Annotated in this window: 1 protein-coding gene; it reads right to left on the minus strand. The window is 38.4% G+C overall.

Translation table 11 applies throughout. From position 1 onward, the window contains the following. Positions 1-2: 2 nt before the first annotated feature. On the minus strand, positions 3-807 hold an 805-nt coding region (locus tag E1176_RS00505; RefSeq protein ID WP_155208634.1), incomplete at its 5' end, for a CHAT domain-containing protein.

Here is an 807-nt window from a genome sequence, read left to right on the forward strand (position 1 = left end):
CTTTAAAACACCACAATTCCCGCCCAGTATGCCGGGTGGGAATTGTATTTATTAGCCTGTGCCACGTAGTCCCGTTTAGCTTTCAATAAGGACTGATCAAGGTTACTACCTTCTTTCAGGTTTAGATAAAAGCTTCTATTAATCAACCGGGAGCTGAAATCCACCTGCTCCCAGAGACTTGCTACTACATGCTCGGTACCAGCCTGCATAAATGCCCTGGATAAACTGTAAGTCCCCTCTCCTACTACATCTTTACCTAACGCAGATTCACACGCGGAAAGCACAACAAGTTTAGCCAAGACCTGATGACTCAACAGTTCATATCCATATAATGAATCATAAGAACCTGTAGATGTGCGAAAGAATATCTTATTTTCTAGTTTGTCTTGGGTACTGGAAGTAGCATGTAGTGCTAAGTGAATAATGTCAAATTTGTTATCAAGGTCGCTTAAAAATTGATCCTTTTTTGCTTCGATTCCTGCTCTTGACGTAACATTTTGTAAGCCAAACATCTTTTGCAGTTGTAGTAATTCACTAAGTGAACCAGGCAGTTCCTTAAAGCCTTGTATCATATTATTTTTCAAGGTTTCATCACTGGAAAAGGCATAGCTCAGAACTGAAAAATCATCTTCTTTAAAGGGCCTATTATTATTCAAATACATTTTAGCGGTATGTGTTCGTTTTATAGGATTTAGCAATCCAAGATATTTTAGCTTCTTATAATTGATTCTATCTGAATCTGCACCCTGCACGATCAGTGCACCAAAGGGAAATTGATCTAAAATACCGTTAGTACTTATTACCAGT

The organism is Fulvivirga aurantia (assembly GCF_009711475.1).
GTDB lineage: Bacteria > Bacteroidota > Bacteroidia > Cytophagales > Cyclobacteriaceae > Fulvivirga > Fulvivirga aurantia.